Source organism: Bosea sp. F3-2 (assembly GCF_008253865.1).
Taxonomy (GTDB): Bacteria; Pseudomonadota; Alphaproteobacteria; order Rhizobiales; family Beijerinckiaceae; genus Allobosea.
Window position 1 is genome coordinate 981,001 of sequence record NZ_CP042331.1, and the last position, 18,557, is coordinate 999,557.

Annotated in this window: 8 protein-coding genes; 7 read left to right on the plus strand and 1 reads right to left on the minus strand. The window is 60.8% G+C overall.

From position 1 onward, the window contains the following. The first annotated feature begins 84 nt into the window (after positions 1-84). The 5 genes from FQV39_RS04540 to FQV39_RS04560 all read left to right on the plus strand — a co-directional run bounded on the left by FQV39_RS04540 (position 85) and on the right by FQV39_RS04560 (position 7,726). Positions 85-1,080, plus strand: coding sequence for a helix-turn-helix transcriptional regulator (locus FQV39_RS04540; RefSeq protein WP_149129223.1), 996 nt, complete (start codon positions 85-87; stop codon positions 1,078-1,080). 108 nt (positions 1,081-1,188) lie between these two features. Beyond that, positions 1,189-1,704: a hypothetical protein gene (locus FQV39_RS04545; protein WP_149129224.1), complete on the plus strand. Its 516-nt coding sequence runs from the start codon at positions 1,189-1,191 to the stop codon at positions 1,702-1,704. A gap of 414 nt (positions 1,705-2,118) precedes the next feature. Beyond that, positions 2,119-3,339 (plus strand): hypothetical protein, encoded by a 1,221-nt coding sequence (locus FQV39_RS04550; RefSeq protein WP_248313243.1) that lies wholly within the window; start codon positions 2,119-2,121, stop codon positions 3,337-3,339. Beyond that, positions 3,339-5,126 carry a hypothetical protein gene (locus FQV39_RS04555; RefSeq protein WP_149129225.1) on the plus strand — a complete coding sequence of 596 codons (1,788 nt, stop codon included), beginning with the start codon at positions 3,339-3,341 and terminating at the stop codon, positions 5,124-5,126. Before FQV39_RS04550 ends, FQV39_RS04555 begins: the two co-directional genes overlap by 1 nt. A 2-nt stretch (positions 5,127-5,128) precedes the next feature. Further along, entirely contained in the window at positions 5,129-7,726 is a 2,598-nt protein-coding gene (locus FQV39_RS04560; RefSeq protein ID WP_210251165.1) for a helicase, read from the plus strand. Between the two features lie 243 nt (positions 7,727-7,969). On the opposite strand, the gene FQV39_RS04565 is transcribed toward FQV39_RS04560, so the two are convergent. Next, complete coding sequence (locus FQV39_RS04565; RefSeq protein ID WP_149129226.1) at positions 7,970-8,854, minus strand: protein NO VEIN domain-containing protein; 885 nt, start codon at positions 8,852-8,854, stop codon at positions 7,970-7,972. A 161-nt stretch (positions 8,855-9,015) separates the two neighbouring features. Between FQV39_RS04565 and FQV39_RS04570 the strand changes: the two genes are divergently transcribed. Together FQV39_RS04570 and FQV39_RS04575 are read left to right on the plus strand one after the other, a co-directional pair. Beyond that, a complete protein-coding gene (locus FQV39_RS04570) occupies positions 9,016-10,326 on the plus strand; it encodes a hypothetical protein (protein WP_248313244.1) in 1,311 nt (436 codons plus the stop codon). 704 nt (positions 10,327-11,030) lie between these two features. Then, positions 11,031-18,548: a hypothetical protein gene (locus FQV39_RS04575; protein WP_149129227.1), complete on the plus strand. Its 7,518-nt coding sequence runs from the start codon at positions 11,031-11,033 to the stop codon at positions 18,546-18,548. Positions 18,549-18,557: the final 9 nt, after the last annotated feature.

Consider the following 18,557-nt stretch of genomic DNA (forward strand, 5'->3'; position numbering starts at 1 on the left):
TCAGAATCGGTCGTAGAGTTCTCATGGATACCTAGATGGTACCTGACCGAACGGTTTGCGCTTAAAGCGGATCGAGGGTGACCGTTGCGATTCGAAAAGACGCGAGCACTTCTTGATTTGGCCAGGGCGCTAGCCGGTTCGGCCGAGGGGCTGACCCTGGATGAAATGGCACAGATTGCCAGAGTTGGTCGACGCACCGCAGAGCGCATGCGGGACGCAATCGAGCAGATCTTCCCGCAGCTCGAAGCGGTGGACGATCCGCCCTACAAGCGTTTCCGCATCAGCAATGGGCTTGATCGGCTGTTCCAAGCTCCGACAGCCGAGGAGTTGGTTGCTCTCAACACGACAGCGCTTGCCTATCAGGCCGCTGGCAATGTCGACCGCGCCAATGCGCTTTTGTCGCTTGAAGGCAAATTGAAGGCCTCGCTGCGCTCATCAGCCTTGCGACGATTGGAACCCGACGTGGAAGCGCTGCTCCAAGCTGAAATGGTCGCCATCCAGCCGGGGCCCAGAGCCATCGAAGATGGCAGTCTGCTTCTACAGCTTCGTCACGCCTTGAAGGCATCTCGCGAAGTGCGATTCGTCTATAATGGTGGATCACGGCCGGGCGAACAACGGCACGTGGTGCCGTACGGTCTGCTCTTTGGGCGAACCAACTATCTCGTTGCGGCCGAGAGACTGCAGGTCGGGCCAAAGACCTGGCGTCTGGATCGCATTCAGGAGCTGGAGATCCAAGACACACCCGCTGTGCTGCCGCTCGACTTCAGCCTCGCTGAATTTGCCCGCCGCTCATTTGGTACTTTCCACGGGGCGCTGGAGCACGTCGTACTTAGGATCAAGCCGGATCGCGCTCAGGACGCACTGCGGTGGATTTTCCATCCAAGCCAGCAGGTGACAATGCAAAGTGACGGATCCATCCTTGTCACCTTCCAGGCCAGCGGCATGCTTGAACTGTCTTGGCACCTGTTTTCATGGAGCGATCAGATCGAAATCATCGCGCCTGAGAGCCTTCGAGCTTTGATGGTTGATGAACTGCGCCGGGCACTTGCGGTCCACGTTGCCACGGGCGACCAAAACTGACGTATCGTCGGGATAGCTTACCTGCGATGAATTGGATGCGCTTGGCTGTTGGCAGGCCTTGAATCGGCTCAGGCAAGCATGGCTGTCAGTTGCTGGAGTTTGGGAAACATGACGATTGCAGATTTAACGGCCAAGGAGCTCGGCAATCTGGAAGCCAACTACGTCCGGCTCGGCAAGACGACGGGCGGAAAGTACTCCCTCCATGAGGTCCGGCTTGAAAAGCTGCGTCGGCAACCCAATCCGTTCGGGACGCGCGAGAGTTTCATCAAGATCATCGAGCTCGCGAAAGTTTCGACCGATGCCAAGCTGACCTATGGCGACCTCTGGTCGGCTTTTCGGCCGAACGAGAAGTGGAAGGGACAGGGTACCGCGACCATCGTCAAGCAGGCCCTGGGACGTGTCGCCGCCTACTGCGTTGACCACGGTCTCCCGATCGTCACCGTGCTGGTGGTGCATTCGGCGAACCGTGAACTCTCGGCCAAGGCGAAGGAAAACATTTTCAACGCTGCGCGGGACCTGGGCGTTGACGTCGGCGCCAATCCAGAGGCGTTCGTCGAGCGGCAGATCGTCGGCGCGATGAAAATCTCGACGGACGACCTGCCGGCCCCAGAACCCAGCGCGTGATGGAATATCGCTCAGGTGCGAAAGCTGAACGGAATGTCCAGCTACCTTCTTCACCAGTGGTTCGGATTGGCTTGGTCTAGAGTAGATGTCTCGAAAGACCCGGCGGCGCGTGGAAGTGCTCATTCGTTGACCGAGCGCTCTGAAAGGCGTGGATTGCGCGGGGCGCTAGGTACCGAAGCTATCCATCCCGGGCCGTGCTGAGAGGCTGGGGTTGCGAAGCTCCAATTCCTGGACCGAATAACCCCGGATGAACGTCCATCAGAACGCCCGACTGACGCCTGGGCTGGCCGGTCACGGCTGCACGGTGGCGGCTGGCGCCCGCTGCAAGGCGCGGTGGTGTTTTGGGGCATCGTCGGAGGGTGAAGATGGGGAAAGAATGCAGCCTGGCGCGAATGCGGCGGAGGTCGGAACGACATGATGTCTTGGGGAATACTAGCGCCGGATACGGTAATCACCTCGCGGCGGCAGCAGAATCTGGGGCTGGCGGTCGCTGTGCGCCATTTCAACGACCGTGCAGTGCCGGGACTGGGTGGCATGTGGTTTCCCATGCCGGTCCTATGGTCTGTGCTCGCCGTCTCGATTGCCGAGGAACTCGGCCGGCCCGCACTTTCTGTCGGCAATGCTGTCGAAGCGCTGATGATGCGGCAAGCCATAGAGGGGCCAGCAGATCGCCGGGTGCGCGGCGCCCGCAAGATGCAGGGGCTGACCGACTGGAGTTTTCGCAACCTGACCCGGCGCGGCACCTATGTGGTGCAGCCGATCCGCATGGCTATGGTGCAGCCCCTCGTCGCCCTGAGCTTTGTGCAGGGCAGCCGCTATGGCGCATTCCGCATCCACCACGCCGGCCGGCAGATGCTGGAACTGCCGGTGATGAAGGAATACCGCCGTCTGCTGTGCGCTTGGGGGCGTGGCGTTGAGCCTCGCGGTCTTCGCGAGGTGATCTCGGGGCTTTCCCCCACTGGCAAGGTGCCGTCCGAGGTCCGCAAGCTGATCCAAGCACGGTTGATCGAAGGCGATGATCCCAACGTCATGCGGCGGCGCAATCTCGTCGCCTTGGGAACCGGCCCAAGCGCCGCGCAACTCGAGTTCGCCGAACCTCTGCCGGGCATCGACGCTGCCCATTGGACCGACCTGCGCGCCGGGGGGGCGTTCATAGCCCTGCGAGATGCCGCCCTGGCCGTGCTGGACCGGCTGGAACAGAGGCTGCTGCAATTGCGCGATGACAACCAGCCCGTGCGCCTGTCTACGGAGGATGCAATGCGCGAGGCAGCTGGTCAGATCGAAACGCTGAGTCGACTTGCTGAGGACAAGGGCGATCGGATCGATGCCGGAGGCGAGCGAATCAGCCGCGCCTTCCTAGCCGAGATCAGGAGCCTGCCGGTGCCGCAACTTCTGCAAAAACTCGCCGAACGCGACGGCACTGTGATTGCTTGGCGCGGGGATCGTCTGGGTCTCGGCCCGGCGGCGGGCGATGCCCTGACGATCGAGAATCCCGATGTGACGTCCCAACCGCTGCATGTCGACACCTTCGCGCCGCAGTTGTTCCGGCTCTACAACCTGTACTGTCTTGCAGCTGAACTCGCCGGCAGGGTCAATCCGGGCTGCAGCGATACCCGCAGTCAAGAGGCCGCCTGATGCACACAACCCTCTACACGCTGTTCATGCCGCCACAGGACTGCTTCGGCGACTTCGGCTTACTTTGCGGCTTTACTGCGACGCCACAGGTGCTCGGCCAGATCCGGCGCATCTTCACCGGTGAGATGGCGCGACCTGCACTGGCGGCCTTCATCCATCCGACGGTCAATGCCGTTTCTGACGTCCCGGGGCTGGCATGGATTTGGATGCGCTTGCGTGACCGGGGCTACAACCTGCTGCATGCCAAGGTGGCGCTGTTGGGCTTTCGCAGACGCGCGAGTGACGGCTATATCATCCGCCTCGCTGTCAGCACCGGCAACTGGACGCAAGATCCGCTCACCGACAGCATCGACCTGTTCTGGTCGATCGACGTGGATCCGGCGCGTCCCGACCTCCAGGATGTCGCCGATCTGCGCGCCGCGTGGGCAATGTTCGAATGGCTGCGCGGGCGGGCCGATTGCGCGCTGATCGACCGTGACTATGACGGCCAGCGGCCCGATACTCGGCTTGCTGCCGCCGTCGACAGCCTGCCCGCATCCACGCAGCGGCCACGCTTCATCGACAGCCGCACACAAGCACTGGCCCCGCAGGTCATCGCGAGACTCGGTTCGTCGAGGAAAGGGAATCGGCTGATCCTCGGGTCGGGCTATTTCGAGACCAAGGGCGACGGCGGTGCCGGCCTCCCCGAGCGGCTGCGACAGGCCCTGCTGCGGGACAAGGCTCTTACAAAGGATGCGGAGTTGGACCTGTTTCTCAATCCTGCGTCCTGCCAGAGCCTTGCCGCACGCGCGCAGGCCCTGACAGATGCGGGATGGAAGCTACGTCAGCCGGTTTCCATGGTGCATAGCCAGGATGCGCGACTACATGCCAAATTTGTACTGCTGGCCTCAGGCGAACAGGAGATCACGGGCCGGCTCTACCTCGGTTCAGGCAATCTCAGCCGCGCCGGATTCGAAACTGCAGCTGATGCGGGCGGCAATCTTGAAGCAGGGGTGATCTTGGACCTGCCCAAAGGGCTGACATGGCGTCGCCGAGATGGCATCCGCAGCCTGCTGCCCGTCCAGTTCAACGAAACAGTAAAACTCGGAACGCTTCTGCCAGGCGAGGATTTCGAGCGACCGGAAGAGCCCGCTTCATTGCCTCCGGTCTCGTGGTTGTTCTGGCAAGACGGCACGCTATCGGCCCCCGAAAACGCGCTCCTTGCTGTTATCGGCCCCGATGGCGCGCCCCGCAATACGCCCTGCGACTGGCCCGCCCCCGCCCCCGCAGTCGTCACGCTCGCAGTAGGTGGCTGGCGCCTGCCTGTGATCGCTGAAGGTGTTCTCGTTGTACCGCGCCAACCTGAAATGACCGTCGAGGATGTGTTGGCTGGCCTCGGCTCGTTCCCCGAGCCGCCTGATCGCGACCAGCCCGCGGACGGTCCCGAAGGCGGCGAGCCGCTGGCTGATGCCTCCGACTCGCCCGAGGCGCCGCCGGCAACCTATGCCATCCGCAGGATGATGCACCTGTTAGTCCGTCTAGGTGAAACGCAGGCTCGAATCGACCCGCGCGACTGGCAACGCTGGTGCCGCGAATTACGCCAGAACCTTGATGCAATCGCGCCGCAGGAACAGGCGATGATCGGGTTTTTTCGTCACGCCTTGGCCAATCCGCTACCCGTGCTGGCCGATCCGCGCATGTGTCCCGATGGCGCGGATGAATCGTTGCTGGAGGCCGCACTCACCGAGGCGGCCAAAGAATGGCAATTGGGCGACTGCCCTTCGCTCTGGGCTGCGACGGCTGTATGACAATGGATTGGTTGAAAGTCGCGGTTGAACTGGAAGGCTTTGCGCAGAGTCAGCCTGAGCTTCTGGACACGGGACAGCGCGCCAGCCTTGCCGAACTGGCTCGGCGCATCCGCGCGGGCCAGCGTGCCGTGCTGCTGGCCGATGAGGTCGGCATGGGCAAGACCCGCATCGCCATCGCTTTGATCGAGGCTGTCCGGCAAGCCGGAGGGCGCAGTGCAATCATCGTACCTGCAGGGCTTGGTGCGCAATGGCAGGCCGAACTGCGCCTTTTCAATCCCGATAATGCGACGTTGCTTCCCTTGCGCAGTTATGATGGCTTCATTGGGGGGTTCCTTGATGTCGACGATGCAGAGGGCAGCAACAGACGCAAGCGCAGCCATAAAAAGTGGCTGATGGACCGGCGCCAGCAGCGCGAATTGCCCGAACATGGCTGGGCGGCCGAGCCGATCCTGATGATCTCGCACACTTTCGCTGCAATGCGTTTTCCCAACCGAGGCGAAGGTCCGGCCGGTGGCTGGCGGCGTGAATTGCTGCCGAATGTTGCACGCCTGGTTGCAGGACGACGCCGCAATTTCATCCGCGAGAACTTTCGTCCGGGCGAAGTCGGCCAAGTCTATGCTAGCCGCCGTGCCGCCCACGCGATCGCCGAGGCCATCAAAGCGCACGGCCTTGATTATGATCTCGACGGCGACCCGAAATGGCTTTCGGCCGATGACTACAAGCGCAAGATTCTGCCCCTGATCGGCTACGGCCTGGGTCGGTTCGACCTCGTCGTCGTAGACGAGGCGCATAAGGCCCGAGGTGCTGATTCCAGCTTGTCGCGCATCCTTGGCCCGGTGACCTGGGAAGGCAACGATCCCTTCCGCCTCGGCTTGACCGCGACCCCGGTCGAGCTGGACGCTGCGCAGTGGATCGACACGCTGGGACGGATCAGCGGCAGGGACGATGAACGAGACGTGGCGGCTCTTGGCGGTCTCTGGGAATGGATCCGCGGTTATGTCGATGATGTCAGGCGCGCACAGACCGAGGAACTGGACGAACAGCTAACCACTGGCTTCGAGAGCTCTGCCGCCCGGTTTCGCGACGCTCTGCGCCCCTTCGTCCTCCGCCGCGACAAGCGCGACGACCCCGAATACCGTGCCTTTCGGGACCGCCACGGCGATTATCGCGTGGTGACAGATGTGCCCGTTCTGCCCGAGACCGAAGGCTTCACCCGAGACTGGCTGCGCCGCTTCTGCGCGGCCGAGGCACTATCGCTGCTGCCGCAGGATGATCCGCGCATCAAGCGGGCGCGGCTTTCGGTCGCTCAGGGTTATGGCTTCGGCCTTGCCTCGGACGACGAAGCCGAGGCCCCGCTGCCTCCGGATGATGCGGAGAGCCGGCATTCCGTCTGGCTGGATGCCTTCGAGCGTCAGCCAGCAGATCTATACAGCCATCCTGCGATCCTTGCCGCCGTCCGGCTGATCGAGGATTACACGGGAAAGGGTGAAAAGGTTCTGGTCTTTGGCCGCTTCATCAAGCCTCTCGGCGCGCTTACCCGGCTACTGGACGCGCGCGAGATGTTGCGGCGTCTCGAAAAAGGGCACCACTGGCCTGCCAGTTCGGTGCGCAAGGAGAACATCCCCGCCGTCCAGGCCGCCACGCGCGATCCTGGCCTCTGGACCAAAGACGGCGAGATTGCCGGAATTAACGCTCTGCTGGCCGAGCGCTATCGCGCATGGACCAGCCAGCGCCGCACCGATCTGACTCGGCTACGCCACGATCTGGCCAACATGCAGACGAATCCATCGGCCGTGCGGTTACTGTCGCTGTTGCAGCACGACGCCGGGGATGATTTGCAGGGGGATATCGGGACGCTTCTCGAGGCGTTGGCCGACTTACGTGATAGCCCCCACGATCAATCATGGACTGCGGAAGAAGCGGTCAAGCGGTTCAATGCGCTGCAAGCCTTGCTCATGGGCGATGACGAGGCCGATGGAGACGAAGCGTTACAAGCGCGTTTGGAAACGCATCTGCGCGATTATTCCGGTCGCGAGGGCAATTTTGCCCGCATGATGTGGGGGGCGACCGCGCCGCAGACACGGCGGTTGTTGCAGGCCTCCTTCAACCGCGCAGCAACGTGGCCCATGGTGCTGCTCGCGCAGTCCCGCGTGGGCCGCGAGGGGCTGAACCTGCATGAGGCGTGCCGCACCGTCGTCTTGCTGCATGCTGAATGGAACCCCGGCATTGTTGAGCAGCAGATCGGCCGTGTAGACCGCAAGAATAGCCGCTGGCTACGGGACCTGCGCGACTGGCAGAACAGGGGGGGTGGGGGCGATCCGCCGCGCATCCGTATCCATCCGGTCGTGGTCAGCGGGACCTACGACGACCACAACTGGCAGGTGCTGAAAGCGCGCTGGCTGGAACTGCGGGCGCAACTTCACGGTGATGTGCTGCCGCATCTGGCGGGCCGGCCCGCTGCCACGCCCGAAAAACAGGAACTGGTCGAACGCATCCTACGCGCCACGCCTAACTTTGCTCCGCCCAGCATTGGAGGAGCATCCGAAGCGTTTTCGGCGGCCATGCCCAGTGGTGCAACTCAGAGCGGTGCGAGGTCTTGAGACGTCCAAACCCCCTTGGGTGCCGCGATCGCGATCAAAGCGACACGCACGGCTGGCTTGATGGACCCAGATCACGAACGAAATCGATCGAACGCCATTCGCCATATACCGGGGGCTGCGATCGGTCATATGGCGGCGAACCATTTCGCGCCCGCGGAGCAACATCCACGAGGCGCGCCAGGCTCAGGTTGGTATCCCGTGAGAAAAGCGATGCTCGCACTAGCGCTCGGGTTGGTCATGCTGTCAGTGCTCGGCAGCGCGATGATCGTTTTGACCAGCTTCAAGTAGCGGGTAGCTGAACGACGCTGACCAGGTCGATGGCGTCAGACTGATGGCTTCTTCCAAGGGCGGCTTGAGCGTGAATATCCTGGAAGCCTCGCCGAACTCGAAGACGCGGTAGATCCGCCAGGCTTCTGGCCGCTCACCGGCAACGGCTAGTTCATTGCGGGTGAGATAGAAGGGCGTGGTTCTGGCGCCGCGAGTGGTCTTGACCTCGATCAGCGTTTCGCGGCCGTCTTCCTCGAACGACCGGATATCGAAACCCGCGCCGTCGCCGTCATCTCGAGCGATCCACCGGACCTTGCTCATCAAGTCACGACGGCCAGCGCCGAGCAGGCGCCGCTCCTCAACCTCGACAACGAACTCCTCGCCGGCCTTGCCAAGGGTTCTGTTGCGCTCATCGCGCTCGGCTGGATCGAATTTCCGCACCAGGCGCTCCAGGGGTGCGGAAGCACGCTTTCGATGGCGCTCTGGTGGTGGCACGAATAAGTCGCCCACCGGTATTGCTGGAGCTGGGCGATCTGCCGGGACCGCCTGCAGCCAGATTGCGGATGGCAGGTGCCTGCCGACCTCCGCGACAAGTGCCTCCTGGTAGTTCGCTCTGGGTTTGTAGCCGCGCAGCCAGGGCAGCCCCAGTTCGGACAGTACCGCGCTGATATTCTGGTGCTTGAACTCGATGGAGCCAGCAGAGCGGCCGGTCAGCGCCTGTAGCGCCCGATTGTGCTCGCGCTTGTTGTAGGGGCGGTCGGCGAACTCATCGGCCATCATCGCGAAGTAGTCAGCGACGACGGCGGCGACTTCGGCTGGCTCCCAGTCGGAGCCGGCGGCACGGGCTTGAGGATCGGGCATGGTCGGCGGTGAACCGCCCAGAAATCGAGAACGGGGATATCGCTTTCTCTCGGCGAATAGCCGCACGCCTCGGACGTCAGCTGTCCTGTCATCCGGGCTTCACTCAAGCACGCGTCTCCTTGAGATTGTAAGGCCCGATTAGATGTGGCCACGAGTACGAAATGAGCCCGGAAACCCCAACATCCGCATCGGCTGGCATGACACGCGAAAAGCTGTACGAGCGCGTCTGGGCCACGCCGATCAACCACCTGGCCGCGGACCTCGGCGTGAACCACCACCTCCTCGCGCGTGTCTGCGAGGCGCTCAATGTGCCCAGGCCACCAGCTGGATACTGGCAGAAAAAGGCTGTGGGTAGGGAAGAGCCCCGTCCTGAACTACCCGCCGCATCGCCTGGAGATCAGGTGCGTTGGGAAAGAAACCAACCCTTGGCAGCGCCTCGGCCGAAGCGCGTCTATCAGCGCGCGGAACGAAAAACAGCCGATCGCCCGCATAGGCCGACGCGCCATCCGATGCTGATCGGTGTCGAGGAGTCCTTCCGAAAATCGCGCTCCGACGAGAAGAATGAATTCCTCCGGCCGTACAAGTATCTCCTGCCCGACATTGTGGCTTCGGCAGACCACCTGGTCGACGCGCTCGATCTCGCGAACGAAATCTACAGCGATCTCGATCTCAAAGGGCTTCGCGTTATGTTCGCGCCTGCAGACCAGGAGATGCGGCGCATTCACGTCGACGAGCAGGAAGTCCCGCGCAAAGACCGCAAGTACGGGCGCTATCAGACAGGCAGCATCTGGTCGCCACGCCGTCCCACGATCACCCATGTCAGCTCCATCCCCGTCGGCCTGGTCCTAACCGAGATGACCGAGCGTGTGACAATGCGGTACCTCGACGGCGCTTACGTGCCCGAAGACAGCAAGCTGGCACGCTCAGCCAAGCCCTGGCAGCTCACGCACTCATGGACCAGGGAGCAAGACCTGCCGTGCGGCCGCTTTCGGTTCGTAGCGTACTCTCCTCTCGCCAATATCGACTGGTCTGTGAGCTGGCAGGACACGCAAGCGGCTGACCTCAAGTCGCTCGTTCCCTCGATAGTCGCACGGATTCAAAGCTCCGAGGCAGAGCTCCAGGCTTTGATCCTCGCCGAAGAAAAGGCGGCCGCCCAGCGGCGCAAGGAGTGGGCTGAGGCGCAAGAACGGTATCGCCGCCAAGAGGACCGTAGGTCTGTCGAGCGAGCGCTGGCAGACAGCAAAGAGCAGCTTGCTGAGATCATGGAAAAGTGGGCGGCCGCTACCGTTGTTGAGCGCTTCTTCCAGGAGGCCGAGCGGCTTCTAGAGCAGGTCGATGACGAACGCCGTGCCCATATTCGGGCGCGCTTGGTGTTGGCGAGAGCGATGCTGGGCGAGCAAGACCCGCTTGGCTTTCTCGCGGAGTGGCTCGCTCCCGAAGAAAGATACCAATCCAAGTATTCTCAGCCTTGAGCGGATTGTGTCGGGACAGCAGTGGCGATCGCCGGCATCCAATTGTCCGACGCTCTCAGAGTTCGACTATTCGGCTAGGCGCGCCCGCGCCGCAGGCCGAGGCGCCTAGCACGACGGATCGCCGCAGGATGCCCCGCCCAACTCGCTGGCGGAAAGAACCTTGCCATTCAAACCGACCGGCAGGAGCAAGCGCCATGCCTATCTGCTTTACACCCCGGCATTCTCAACCTCGGCGCAAGTGCGCCCGAGACGACGCAATGCCGTCGCTAACTTAAGGGAATGTGTTGTGTAGAGTGGCCACTTTGTAAGGCCTGATCTTGACTCTGTTCGTTTAATATCGTGAAAGTTGCATACCATGAAACTGAGAGGGTGTTTGGATGCCTTATCCCCTTCTTGGCAGCGCACCACGTGGCGGTCCTTACAAATTGTCACTTCGACGTTGATTGTCTCGCAGGATGACTGCGCATTAATTTTACGAAAATAGACGCAATTCGTGCGGATTATTTGAATATTATTTCGCTGCTGAGGCAATTATACAGAAGTAAGTGATGGATTTTCGTATAGGCGTGAACCATCGCTAATCAAATTGATTGAACTAACTTATAGTCGCGCTTGATTTATTGGGCGCGATAATCCGATCTGCGATCACTTTCGAATAAAATGAGGTAGCACAGGTATCCGATCTAACACTGGGGGGGCGAATTATGGGACTGACGCGGCGAACCGTGCTGGCTATCCCCAGCCTTGCAATAGCAAATCGCGCCTTCGCAAATTCGTTGCGCGTCGAGCGAACAGAGGACGGCGGCTTCCGAGTGCTCGGCGATACGCAAACGTGGGGCAAGACAGCGGTCCAATTGCAAAGCGCGCTAGGTGACAATGCGCGCGCAGAAGTCTTTCAAGACAGTCTGGAAATCAAACTAACTGGCACGCTCGCCGGTGAAGCCGTGCAGCTCGATTTTAAGTTCGGTCAAAGTGCGGCTGGCCTAATGGTTACCACTCAATGCCGTATTGGAGCTAAACTCATCGCAAACGGGCATCCCCGGCGTTTTCCTGCGCTGCTGGCCGAGCCTATCCCCGCCTCCCCGCTTCTCAAGGGCTTTGGCATCGCTCCAGCAGGCTCAACGTTCTGCAGACTCGATAAAGAACTGGCCTTTCACCTCGGCAGCCAGGGCGGCTTCTCGCTAGGCCATGGTTTGACCCTGGATGGCTTGCTCCAATTGCTGCCCGGAAGGCCTGACAACCCTGTGCTCGCGGCATTTGAGGAACCGCAGTTCAAAAGCAGTCGGAACCTGGGCAAGCGTGGAAAAGCAGCGATCGTCATTGCGCCGAAGCCGAAGCATTTGTCGGTTGTTCAGGCAGATGGCGGCTCTCCGCATTTGCGCCTGAAAGGTGGAGGCCAGCTCACAGTCGCTAACACGCGACTTCACTACGGTGAAAACAGCGTCATTCGCCTCTCGGCCACGGGGCCATCAGCAGGGGCATGGTGGCTCGATCTCCGGCTTCCCGAGCACGAACAACGCATTGATACACCAGAAGGTCGCGTCGAACTGTCCGCAACAGGATCCTCCGACATCGTCGGCGAGGGACGAGCGGGTAAGGTGCTCCACTTAAGTGCCAAAGCGCAGCTGCGCCACATTGGCTTGCGTTTGCCGGTCCATGCGAATGCCACCGGCTTCGCGGATCTCGGACGTCTCGACTTTCGTTCTGGAACGATTGTCTCCCTAGCGATCGCCGCTGCCCACGGCGCAAACGAGCAAACGGGTCGCATTCCCCTCGCCAAGCAGGCAGGGCCGCTGCGGGTCTCGCTCGATTCCGCTGACTTGTGGACACGTCGCGACGCCGACATGTTCCACGCCCGCTTCGGCTTCCGCGGCCTTGATCTTGTCGTAAGAAAACGAGCGGCAGTGCTGCAGCACCCTGCCGGGTTACCCGGCCAACCTACGTTGATCGTCCGACTGCCTCCGCAGCACGTCATGGAGGAAGCCTTCCCCAGACTGGCACCAACGTTACCAGGCCGCCAACTACGCCCAGAGGAACTCTCGGCGGCCTTTGATCCCCCGGCACGGGAGAAGCTTGCCAAGGAGATGACCAAGGAGTTCGGGGAGAGCTTTACGAAATTCAGCGGTGAATTTTCCACGCGGTATGCGGGGTCATTTCCTGATAAAGATAAGCGCGGCGCTGGATACCCAAGCGAAAGAACACAAAAACTCGAAAGCATCTATATCGGACAGGATGGTCTTATTACGCCTTTAGGCCGCAGGGCTGCGCGTGAGGCCGCTCAGAAGCTAGCCGAGCTTCCTCAACTCGGGGGAATCTCGCTAGGGCTCGACGAAATTCTCATTGCAGACGTACTGCGCCGGAATGGCCGATTAGAGGCTCGTCCAGTGGACGCTGCGTCCGCCCAAGCAGCGTCCAGAGCCCTTCTCGAACTTCTCGATGAAGCTGCGAAACGACAAGCGGATCTCGCCAATATCTTGCGCGTGTGGAGGGGTACCAAGGCGCAGGCCCCGCTTCTTCTCCAGACATGGCGCGACAACTGGCCGGTCGCTGTCCGGGAAGGAAAGATACGAGCTGCGCTCGCCTCGACCTTGAAAGAGGTGCCGATAACCGCGGAACCGCTTCCCTCGCTCGAAAAGGCTCTTCAAGACGGATATCGCTCGCGATCGCCGCAAGCGTTGCCGATTGCAGCCCGAGCCGCCGAGGAAACGCGGCTGGCCTTCGAAATAAAAATTGCGGCGGGAGGCACCTATCCTTGGTCGTTGGCCTCGCTGTTGGACTGGGGCGCGATGGAGCTCCGTGTCAGCAGCCGAGCTGAAACGAGTTTAGCGGCCGCCGAAACGGCGCCAGCTGAAGAACTTAGTCGCCTGCTCGCCTATCAGTTGGGCCTCAAAAGCTCGACGACAGTCGAAGAGCGTCTCCGGCGCCTAAGGGAAATTCTTCGCAAGGGGCCGGCAGATGACCAGACGGCCATTGAGCTTCCCGCGCGGCTAATTCTCTCGCCCGACAGCGGCGGCATCGCTCCCGGCAAACCCGGGCTCGCCCGTTCGGCTCGGTTTCAAGCCAGCAATGCTCATGTTGAACGGCGAGGCCGTGTGCCGCTATGGCGCGCGGACCTGCGCGAAACGCCCGGGCATGCCTTCAGCTTGCGCGCGATCCACACTCCCGATTTCGAACCACCTCGCCCCTGCAAAGATTGTGACCCGCCACACGATTGGCTCGACGAACCGCTCAAGCATCCTGAGCGGGGCCTGCAGGTTGCTCGACCACAACCACCGGTATTTGCGCTTGATGACTTTGACCGACGCCAGATAGTTGCGCTCTCCAGCCTGCATGGCTTGCCGGTACTGGCACGTCGCGGCGCAGGCGGTGTTCTTCAAACAAGTCAGATCAGCCCGCCAGAAGATTTTCGGCTCACTGAGGGACTGCAACCCCAAGACCTCGACGAGCAAGGTCTCTATGTCCCGCGTACTCTGCCAACGCGGTTGCTCCGGATCACGCCAATTGGCGGAACGCTCGACCTAGAAGCGCCCTTTGTGCCGCCCGCGGCGCTTCGCGATCTCAAAGGCAACAACATCTTCGATGCCTATAGCCTAGAGCGAATTCGCATTCTCGTTTCGCTCGGAAGAGAGGTAACAACAGAGGTCGTATACAAAGGCTTCCTCTATCCTCTAGGCTTCCGGGCAGCCTTGCTGAAGGTCACGGAGCGCCATTACCTCCCCTGGCCCGACCCGTATAATACAGCAGCCACCGCCCTGCGTGGTCCAGTTGCCTTTCAGGTACAGCGCCTTTTCATTCAAGTAGCCAATCCTGAGAAGACATTTCCCGGCGTGGCGCACCCGTTCGAAGGACGCGGTTGGCCTGCCCGCGCTCTCACGATGTTAACGCAACAAACGCCGGACCTGCTTGATCCCACGAGGACCGCGCGGGCGGGTGATTCAGAAAACTGGCGCGAAGAACTCAGCGGACGCCTCGATCAGGATGAGCGCTCGGGCCTTGTTTTCTGGCCGCGAACCGCTCCGGGAGAGAAAGGGAATGTGCGGTTCCGCTTTGCGGTCGATGGCCGACCTGAGCCGGTGTCCATGCCGCTCATTTTCGTGGACAATCAGGCGGCCCACGACGCACGAACCATGCGTCAGTTGCAGCGCTACTGGAACCACCCTGGCGCTCGCAGTTTTGTGCCCCGCGCGAGCGATCAAGAGGCGGACATGGCCGCTTGGAGCGCTCTACGGCGCATCGACCACTCTGGCGCGCTACGTCGTTATGCGGAAGAGGACGTCAGCGGCGATACTACCTTCGAAACGCTCTCTTGGGATGTAAGGGTTGATAGCCGCGAGGCCGTACAACCGCCCCGCTTCATTCTGTCTTCTCGAGGAGAAGGCGATCCCGCCAGAGAACCGTCCATCGCTTGGCAGATGAATGCCGCGATGGAGAGTGATGATCAGCCACCATTCTACCCGAGGTGCCTTGAAGCCACCATTCGACACGATGGCGTTGCCCGATTCACGGGCAATCCCCAGAAGGCAATCCACGTACAATTTCTGACGAACTACCTCGAGACGGGCTTGCCGATACTATTCAAAAGCGAGATCGAAGGAAAAAGTATCGAAGAATTTGAACAGCTTCGGACCGAGAGGTTAGCGAAACAACGCGAGATCGCGGACGCTATCCTGCGTGGCGAAACCCCTACTTCGGACCCCCGCCGGGAAGCCATTCTTCGAGTCCTAGGAGAAGAGCCGCCGAACCAGACGATGGGTCAAAACGGCGAGCGAGCAGCCGGGTTGGTCAGGCCCGAGATTGCTTACCCCTTCATCGGCCGCAAGGGCCCAATCGGAGGAAAGACACCGGCGAACCCCGAGGACGTTCCCGCGACGGTCGATAGAAACTTCGTAACACCCGACGCGCGCATCTTAGGTCTTGTTAGCCTCAGCTCGTTGCTTGAAGCAGCTAAAGGAGCTGCTGCTGCTCCGCTGCTTCGTCAGACAATTGAATTTGGCCTTGGAGACGCGAAGGGTTCGGCCGATGTTGTGGCGAAGGACTTTGCCCGGGCCATTCGCGGTTTCCTTACCCCAGTTCTGCATCGCTTCTCAGAAAGCGAAGGGGAGACCGCAGCGCTGTTGCGGTCTGCTTATCGGAGCGTTTGGTCGACGCTTTCAGCACTAAACGCCTCTCTGGAGCGAATGGAGACGACTGGCACCTCAGCATTGCCTGAAGTGGTGACAGCCGGTCGTACAGTTCGGTCGGAATTGGACCGGCTAGCTGCCAACCCGCTCGGCCCATTGACCGAGCTTGGGCAATCAGAGCTCTCTACAATTAGGGACAATATCGAGCAGGCCTCACGGGTCGCCCTCCAAAATGGCCTTGCCGATCTCCTATCTCAGGAAATACCGCAAAGAATTCGCGATGCATTTCTCCCAGTGGGTGAAGCATTCTTTGCGCTAAACGCTGCTCTTGGCGGCCTCCAGCCTCCGCCTTCATCCAAAGAGGAAAAATTGCTGGTCGACCACGTCGGCCGAGCGTTCGACGAGGCCACATCGGAAATACTCGCGCTGCGGCCGAAGGAGCTGCCGGAAAGTCTTATCGCACTTAGGCGGCGGTGGTTTGAGCTGGCGCAGGCCAAGCTTAAGGCAGACCCCGTGCCGGACGTCTCGCATGAGCGTTTGCAAGCCCTTCGCAGCGGGATTCAGCGGGCCTCTAGTGCGTTCGATCAGCTTCCGCACTCGCCACTGCTCGCTCGCTTCTACTCTGCACTGCGCTTGCTCGTGAACGCCGATTGGCGCGGAGCATTGGCTGCGCTCGAGCAGGAAGGCGTTCATCGACTACGGCGTTGGGCTAATTCCCGACTGGATGATGCTTGCACTGCTTCCGGCACAAAAATGGCCGTCGCAGCGAAGCGACTGCGCGATGCGCTATTGGCGAATGCTGTTGGAAGGCCTTGTGAGCCAGCTGTTTGCGGCGGAGGAACGCCGCCGGCTCCCGCGGCTGAGATCTGCGCGCGTCTTTGGGCGCTTTGCACAAAGGTGGATTTGAGCGAACCGGCCAAATCGACAGGCGCGGCCCTAGGACAGCTTGCCGCGGCGTTGGCAAATTTTGGAACAGGCAATCCCTGCGAGCCGACTGCTGTCGAAGGAGCGAACCGGCTAATTAAAGAGCTGCGCCGTCTGGATGCCGCGCGCGCTGCATTCGGCTCCGCTCTTGGTAGCTTGCTCCAAGCCATCACAAAATCGGCCCAGAATGCAATGGAAGCAGCGGCCGCGCGTGAGGCTGCACTCCTAGCCGCAGCTCTGCTCAGGCTCTTGCGCCCGCCGGAGGCAAATTTCAGCCAGCTTGCGTCAGCGCTCGAGCCTGCTCTTGGAACGGCGGGCGCCGCCGCGATCGTCGAGCCCATGCGGACCAGCGATAGCTTCATCGGCGCTGCCTGTGACGACCTGGAAAAGGTAACGGATACCCCTGCCCTTCTGGCGGCCCTGGCAAAGCTCGACGGCACGAAGCCTCTGATAAGGCTGGACGCTTTGATGGCTGCGGGAAGAGCTGCGGTCGATGACTTGGTGTTCGCAGCAGCGCTGCCTGCTGCGGCGGCTGCTGATGCGGCCGCCAAGAAAATCTTGAGCGCCATGAGCGCATTCTTGAGCAAAGCGCAGGAATTTAGAACAAAGGGATTGCTGAATCTGCGCCCAATTGATCAGCGTCTCGATCTTCGCGGCGAGGAGCGGCTCTCGGTACTACTGTTTTTAAATTTGACACCGCAGCTACCCAGCGCTCCTGCCGATCCGATCGTGGGTAAAGACGACCTTGATCGGGAGCGCGAACACATAGATCAGGCTTTAAACAGCAATGCGAGCGCGCGTGCGGACGAGCTTGTAGAAAGAATCGCCGCGTGGTTTCTTCCCCAAGGTGCCGGATCAAGCGTCCAAAGAATTCTGAACCAAGTAGGCGACCGGCTGCTCGCGGCTGCTAGGCACAAACTGCTAAGAACGCTCAACATCGACGCATTGCGTGAGAAACTCGAAAACGAACTGGCTCGGCTTATACCGACGCGGAAAATCCTCGACTACGCCTGGGCCGCCCCGCCACTGAAAGACGAAATAACGCTGGGTGACATCGTCTCTTTTAGAGGCGGCGGTTACGAGGTCCGCGCCGAAACTGCCCTTGATTTGCGGGATCTTACAGCACCGGTCTCGGCGCGAATAAACGGCTCAGTCGGCGATTTCGACATTAGCATTCAGCTGAAAGCGAAAAAACTGCTTACATTATTCTTCAGCGGTGTTGGATTTGAAGGAACGCCAGGCTCACCCGCTCGAATTGACGAGCCAAAGTTAAAGAGATTTGAACCAACAGGGTTTCTACTTTTCTTGGCAGGCCTTGCCGCATACTGCAAGCTCCAGGAGGGAGATGCAGGTGGCGGCGCGGCCTCTGCGGCTGATACCCCGGTCCCGAACGGCATCTACTCAATCCCTCGCCCGAACGGCAAACCTGGATTGCGGGCGGGATACGGATTGGGGTTTGGAGCTATACAACTCGGCACAATGGCAGTGCTCGATGTCACCTTCGATGCACATGTCGAATTGCCATTTAATGGTGACGCAGGGCACGCTCAGCTCTCGCTTTCCACACCTGAAAAGCCAGCAATGCTGGTGTGCGCGCCTTATGGCGGCACTGCTTATGCCAGGCTCCGAAGTATAGCGAAGGCAGGCAAAGCCGATCTCGCGACCGAATTTGATATCGCATTTCAGTTCGGCGGCGCAGTCGCGATCAGTTACGGAAGCCTCCAAGGCTCGGGCCGAGTTATGACCGGGCTAAGGGTTTTCGACGGGGGCGGCAGCCCGGGATTCTCCGCATTGTTCGTCGCGGCCTTCGAAGGACACATCGCCTGCTTTGGTATTGCGGCCAGCTTCGTGTTGGCGATGGACTACGTTAAAGAGAAACTGAAAGGAACGGCCGCTCTAACGTATAGTTTCTCGGTCGGCCCCGTTACGAAGAGCTTCACGGTTCATGCCAGTCGCGATGCGGGAAGTGGTTTAGAGAATAACGCGAGCTTGATGCGCCCGCAGCTTGGTGATCCGCTAATCATGCTTGCGGGCGGATCGACGCCACATGCATCGCTTGTTCCCGCCGGAGCGGCGGTGTTGCATTCAGATGTGCCCGGCATGATGCAAGACTGGACGGCATATTCGGCACGATACGCCAATCCCTCAAACGTGCTTGGCCGGAGGCTACGCGCATGAGCGAAACTA

Bases quoted from the DNA above. Each gene is read 5' to 3' on its own strand.
- FQV39_RS04545 (WP_149129224.1), top strand. From the start codon at position 1,189: ATGACGATTGCAGATTTAACGGCCAAGGAGCTCGGCAATCTGGAAGCC.
- FQV39_RS04550 (WP_248313243.1), top strand. From the start codon at position 2,119: ATGATGTCTTGGGGAATACTAGCGCCGGATACGGTAATCACCTCGCGG.
- FQV39_RS04555 (WP_149129225.1), top strand. From the start codon at position 3,339: ATGCACACAACCCTCTACACGCTGTTCATGCCGCCACAGGACTGCTTC.
- FQV39_RS04560 (WP_210251165.1), top strand. From the start codon at position 5,129: ATGGATTGGTTGAAAGTCGCGGTTGAACTGGAAGGCTTTGCGCAGAGT.
- FQV39_RS04565 (WP_149129226.1), bottom strand. From the start codon at position 8,854: ATGCCCGATCCTCAAGCCCGTGCCGCCGGCTCCGACTGGGAGCCAGCC.
- FQV39_RS04570 (WP_248313244.1), top strand. From the start codon at position 9,016: ATGAGCCCGGAAACCCCAACATCCGCATCGGCTGGCATGACACGCGAA.
- FQV39_RS04575 (WP_149129227.1), top strand. From the start codon at position 11,031: ATGGGACTGACGCGGCGAACCGTGCTGGCTATCCCCAGCCTTGCAATA.